Consider the following 5124-nt stretch of genomic DNA (forward strand, 5'->3'; position numbering starts at 1 on the left):
CCCTGATTTTTCGTCAGGTCTTTTTTTATGCCATAAAAGAAGCATTAGAGTTTTACTTCGCCCAATTTTATCAAAGCGTAAAATATACTGCTGATATGTAAAGCTTGTCCGAATTTATTTGCTGCCAAGAGTTCTTTCAGTTCTGGTATCGATACTTTTTCAACAATAATTTCTTCATGCTCGTCCAGCTTTTGGCCTTGTACGAGTTTTCCGCCTTTGGCTAAAAAAGCATGGCAAATATTAGTTCCGGTAGAAGGGTTTGGATACATAGTCGAAATCGGTTCTATATCATCAAAATGGTAACCCGTTTCTTCCAATAATTCGCGCTGCATAGCGGTTTTCGGGTCTTCTCCTGCATCAATTACGCCGCCGGGGATTTCCAATAAAACTTCATTGGCAGCATGCCGGTATTGTTTTACCAATAAAACTTCATTATCTTCTGTAATCGCTACTGCATTTGCCCAGTCCGGATATTCTAATACATAATAGTCATCTACAATTCGTCCGTCTGGCATTTTACAGGTATCTCTTCGCATTGTTGCCCACGGTTGTTTAATAATATATTCTGATGAGAGGGTCTCCCATTTCAGTTTAGCCATCTTGTTCCTTCTGTTTTAAAAATTGAATGATTTTTTGTTGCCGGTTTAAATTTTCGAGTGATTGTGTATGATGCTCCTGTTCCAGCAACTGGTACAAGACTAATACGTGGTTTAAAATAGCAATTGTTCCAGGATTTTGGTGAAATGGCGAAACGCTTTCCAGCAAAAACCGGCCTAATAAATCCAGCTTTTTTGCCGGAAAGTTTTTAGCAGCTAAAAGTTTTTTAAATTCAACAGGAGAAGACTTGGTAACGCTTTCCAAATCCAGGTCAAAACCCTGAAGTAAATTTTGGTTGATCAGATCGTCGGCTTCCTGTTGGTTACCTGCTTCTTTTAAGCCCATTATTTTTGCCAGAGCTTGGGCAAGTTTGCTAATTTCAGCTTGTAAAAAATCTCTTCTTATCATTTTTTATCCTGTAAAAGAAGCATTACCAGCTTCCGCTCGATCCGCCACCGCCAAAACTTCCGCCACCGAAACCGCCGAAACCACCACCGCCACCAGAACTTCCTCCGCCAAAACCGCCACCGCCTCCCCAGCCGCCGCCACTTCCACGGCCACTGCCTAAAGCATTACCTAATAAAAACCACCAGAAAGGGCTGGAACCGCCACGGCCGCCAATTATCTGACTGCCACCGCCTCCGCCACCTCTACGTATTAAAATAATAACTACAATTACAATAATAATAATGATCCACGCAGAGCCGCCCCCGCCGCCATTGGTTACTTGTTTGGCTTTTGCAGGAGCTTTGTACTCGCCTTTCATGTATTTTATCAGCGAGTTGGTGCCTGCATCTATCCCGGCATAATAATTCCCCTGTTTAAAGTTTGGGGTAATGTCGTTTTCAATAATCTCGTGTGTAGTAATATCTGGTACTGCGCCTTCGGAACCATAACCAGTTTGGATGGTTACTTTTCGGTCGCCAATAGCAATCAGCATTAAAATACCGTTATTCTTTCCTTTTTGTCCGATTCCCCATTTTCGGCCTAATTGTGTTGCATATTCTGCAATATCATATTCACCAACAGATTTAATAATTACTACTGCAATTTGGGTTGAGGTAGAATCATTAAAAGCAACCAGTTTATCTTCTAAAGCCTGTTGCTGAGTGGAAGTTAACGTACCAGTATAATCAGTAACTAAAGTAGTAGATTTTTGAGGGAAATCCTGGGCAAATAAGAATACGCTGCTGCATAAAAGCAGCCAGGTAAACAAAAGTTTCTTTAACATATTTTTCAATTATTTACCGTCCATAAAAGCAATATCATCTGGCAGTTCATTACGGTCAGAATCCTGGCTTGGAAAGTATTTTTGTAATTGTTCTCCGGCCATTTTTAATCCACTGATAATCCCTTCGGTTAAGTTGCCATATTTAAAATGGCTTAACATAGTTTCTTTAGTTTGGTCCCAGAAATTTTCAGGAACAACCTTATTGATACCAGCATCGCCGATAATAGCAAACTTACGGTCAACGGTAGAAAGGTAAATCAGCACGCCATTCCGCAGCTTTGTTTTGTGCATGTTCAACTGCTTAAAATAAGCAACTGCACGGTCGAGCACATCTTCGCTGCATGTTTTTTCAACACAAATCCGCAGTTCGCCTGAGGTATTTTTTTCAGCAGCCTCTATTGCTTTTCTAATTTGCTGTTGTTCTTGTTCTGTAAATAGTGCCATTGGATTTGAGGATTACACTGATTTTTTAAGATGATTACACTGATTTTTTGGAAGATGATTCTACTGATGATTGAACCAATGCTTCTTTTATCAATACTTTTTTTTGATCATTATCAAAAATGTCCGATAAAAGAAGCATTAAAAATCTGTGAAATCAAAAACAATCAGTGTAATCTAAACAAAAATATTAAAACGAAACTTTTGGTGCTTTATCGGCTCCAGCTTCAGCAGCAAAATATCCTTTTTCTGTAAAACCGAACATTTTGGCAGTTAAGTTTGCCGGAAAAGAACGGACAGTGCTATTATAATCCTGCACGGCTGTATTAAAATCAAGACGGGCAACATTAATTCTGTTCTCTGTACCTTCCAATTGCGTTTGTAAGCTTTGGAAGTTAGCGTTTGATTTTAAATCCGGATAAGCTTCAGAAACTGCAAGTAATTTTCCGAGTGCAGAACCTAATTGTCCTTGCGCCGCTTGGAACTGCTGAATAGATTCGGGCGTTAATTTAGAAGGGTCAACCTGGATAGAAGTTGCTTTTGCACGCGCTTCAATTACAGCCGTTAAGGTACTTTTTTCAAAATTTGCTGCACCTTTTACCGTGTTTACTAAATTAGGGATCAAATCAGAACGGCGTTGGTACTGGCTTTGTACAGCGCCCCAGGCTGCTTTTACATTTTCATCTTTTTTTACCATGCTGTTGTAGCTGCAGGAGCTTAAAGACATTGCCGTAAAAAGGCATAAAATTCCAAAAACGATTTTTTTCATGTTCAAAGGTTTTGATTACTTGTCAATTTATTACTATAGAATGCAATTTACATACCTTTGTTACAATTTAGGATAAAAACCTGACAAATTATGATTACTGAAACAGAAATTACTTGTTTGCCACAAGAACGGGAAGACGAACTGGCACTAAAAAAGATTGCATCCTCCAAATTAAAACTCAATATTAACCGTATTTCTGCTGTTAAAACGCTTAAACGATCAATAGATGCAAGAGGAAAACAAGTGTTGTATCGATTACAAATTGAAGTTTATGTTGATGAAAACCCTTCGGCCAAAATTTTTTCTGTCGATTATAAAAACGTTCATGATGCAAAACCAATAATTATTGTTGGCGCTGGCCCGGCCGGACTTTTTGCTGCTTTACGCTGTATAGAATTAGGTTTAAAACCCATTATAATAGAACGCGGAAAAAATGTAAAAGAACGGCGGCGCGATTTAGCAGTTTTAAATAAAGAAGGAATTGTAAACCCGGAATCTAATTATTGTTTTGGGGAAGGCGGCGCAGGAACTTATTCTGATGGTAAACTTTACACACGTTCTAACAAACGCGGAAACATCCAGCAAGTGCTTAATACATTTGTTGCTCATGGCGCTACCAAAGATATTTTAGTTGATGCACGTCCACACATCGGAACAAACAAACTACCACAAATAATTACAGCAATTCGGGAAAGTATTCAAAATGCAGGCGGAGAAATTCACTTCAACACAAAAGTTACCAGCATTTTAACTGCTTTTAATAAAATTACAGGCATAAAAACAGCATCAGGAGAAGTGTTTAAAAGTGATGCAGTAATTTTAGCAACCGGACATTCCGCACAGGATGTTTACCATTTCTTGCATCAGCAAAATATTTTGGTAGAAGCAAAACCATTTGCTTTAGGTGTACGGATTGAACATCCGCAGGAAATTATTGATAAAGCACAATATCATTGCGATAATCGCGGTTCTTTTTTGCCGCCTTCTTATTATAGTCTGGTGGAGCAGGTAGATCAGCGCGGGGTTTTCTCCTTTTGTATGTGTCCGGGTGGAATTATTGCACCTTGTGCCACAAAACCCGGAGAAATCGTGGTAAACGGCTGGAGCCCATCTAAACGAAATAATCCTTTTGCCAATTCGGGAACAGTTGTACAGATTAATCTGGAAGATGTGAATGGAGATGAAAGTGATCCTTTTCGATTATTAAATTTTCAGCAACAAATAGAAAAAGCAGCTTTTGCCGCAGGCGGAGGAAATCAGGTTGCGCCGGCACAACGAATGATTGATTTTGTAGAAGGAAGATTATCCGCTGATCTGCCTGTTAACTCTTATGTACCGGGAACAAAAAGTGTATCGTTAAAAGAAGTATTGCCCGATAAAGTTTTTTACCGGCTAAAAGAAGCATTGCCCCGATTTGGCAAAAAGATGAAAGGCTATTATACCAATGAAGCGATTTTGGTTGGGGTAGAATCCCGGACATCTTCTCCGGTTAAAATTCCGCGTGATAAAATCACGTATCAGCATCCGCAAATTTCCGGTTTATTTCCCTGCGGGGAAGGGGCAGGCTACGCTGGTGGCATTATTTCTGCTGCAATTGATGGCATTAACTGCGTAGAAGCAGCAGCAAAAGTTTTATAAATAATTAAAGGTTGAAGCAAAATCTGCCTAACAAAAAACCTTTTCAGCAGTTACTAATTTTTAGTTGATAAAAACAGTATTATGGGAAATAAGAAAACTTTAGTGCTGGGTGCAACGCCAAATCCAAATCGTTATGCTTATCTGGCAGCAAACCGTTTAAAGGCAAAAGGGCATTCTATTATAAATGTAGGCATTAAAAAAGGTGAAGTTGCCGGCGTAGAAATAGAACAGCCACAACAAATTCATACAGATGTTGATACTGTTACCTTGTATGTAGGGCCGCATAATCAGCCAGATCTGTACCAGTATATTTTAGATACACATCCCAAACGGATCATTTTTAACCCGGGAACAGAAAATCCAGAACTGGAAAATTTAGCTTTAAAGGAAGGAATTGAAACCATAGAAGCCTGCACTTTGGTTATGCTGGCTACCGGACAATATTAAG

Annotated in this window: 7 protein-coding genes; 2 read left to right on the plus strand and 5 right to left on the minus strand. The window is 39.2% G+C overall.

The window, feature by feature from the left end:
• Nucleotides 1-44 precede the first annotated feature (44 nt).
• The 5 genes from GO621_RS18465 to GO621_RS18485 form a co-directional block, all read right to left on the minus strand.
• Nucleotides 45-599: an NUDIX hydrolase gene (locus GO621_RS18465; protein ID WP_157569835.1), complete on the minus strand. Its 555-nt coding sequence runs from the start codon at nt 597-599 to the stop codon at nt 45-47.
• A complete protein-coding gene (locus GO621_RS18470) occupies nt 592-1005 on the minus strand; it encodes a hypothetical protein (RefSeq protein ID WP_157569838.1) in 414 nt (137 codons plus the stop codon). The genes GO621_RS18465 and GO621_RS18470 overlap by 8 nt, the downstream gene beginning before the upstream one ends.
• Before the next feature lie 22 nt (nt 1006-1027).
• Nucleotides 1028-1828 carry a TPM domain-containing protein gene (locus GO621_RS18475; protein ID WP_157569840.1) on the minus strand — a complete coding sequence of 267 codons (801 nt, stop codon included), beginning with the start codon at nt 1826-1828 and terminating at the stop codon, nt 1028-1030.
• A 9-nt stretch (nt 1829-1837) separates the two neighbouring features.
• Complete coding sequence (locus GO621_RS18480; RefSeq protein ID WP_157569842.1) at nt 1838-2272, minus strand: TPM domain-containing protein; 435 nt, start codon at nt 2270-2272, stop codon at nt 1838-1840.
• Between the two features lie 187 nt (nt 2273-2459).
• Nucleotides 2460-3038 carry a LemA family protein gene (locus tag GO621_RS18485; RefSeq protein ID WP_157569844.1) on the minus strand — a complete coding sequence of 193 codons (579 nt, stop codon included), beginning with the start codon at nt 3036-3038 and terminating at the stop codon, nt 2460-2462.
• 90 nt (nt 3039-3128) lie between these two features.
• On the opposite strand from GO621_RS18485, the gene GO621_RS18490 reads away from it, so the two are divergent.
• Complete coding sequence (locus tag GO621_RS18490; RefSeq protein ID WP_157569846.1) at nt 3129-4676, plus strand: NAD(P)/FAD-dependent oxidoreductase; 1548 nt, start codon at nt 3129-3131, stop codon at nt 4674-4676.
• A gap of 81 nt (nt 4677-4757) precedes the next feature.
• Complete coding sequence (locus tag GO621_RS18495; protein ID WP_157569848.1) at nt 4758-5123, plus strand: CoA-binding protein; 366 nt, start codon at nt 4758-4760, stop codon at nt 5121-5123.
• The last annotated feature ends 1 nt before the right edge of the window (nt 5124 follow it).

It is taken from the genome of Mucilaginibacter arboris, from assembly GCF_009754915.1.
Taxonomy (GTDB): Bacteria; Bacteroidota; Bacteroidia; order Sphingobacteriales; family Sphingobacteriaceae; genus Mucilaginibacter_A; species Mucilaginibacter_A arboris.

What these genes read in the sequence shown, in the direction of transcription:
- GO621_RS18480 (WP_157569842.1), bottom strand. Translation starts at nt 2,272, where the DNA reads ATGGCACTATTTACAGAACAAGAACAACAGCAAATTAGAAAAGCAATA.
- GO621_RS18465 (WP_157569835.1), bottom strand. Translation starts at nt 599, where the DNA reads ATGGCTAAACTGAAATGGGAGACCCTCTCATCAGAATATATTATTAAA.
- GO621_RS18475 (WP_157569840.1), bottom strand. Translation starts at nt 1,828, where the DNA reads ATGTTAAAGAAACTTTTGTTTACCTGGCTGCTTTTATGCAGCAGCGTA.
- GO621_RS18485 (WP_157569844.1), bottom strand. Translation starts at nt 3,038, where the DNA reads ATGAAAAAAATCGTTTTTGGAATTTTATGCCTTTTTACGGCAATGTCT.
- GO621_RS18490 (WP_157569846.1), top strand. Translation starts at nt 3,129, where the DNA reads ATGATTACTGAAACAGAAATTACTTGTTTGCCACAAGAACGGGAAGAC.
- GO621_RS18470 (WP_157569838.1), bottom strand. Translation starts at nt 1,005, where the DNA reads ATGATAAGAAGAGATTTTTTACAAGCTGAAATTAGCAAACTTGCCCAA.
- GO621_RS18495 (WP_157569848.1), top strand. Translation starts at nt 4,758, where the DNA reads ATGGGAAATAAGAAAACTTTAGTGCTGGGTGCAACGCCAAATCCAAAT.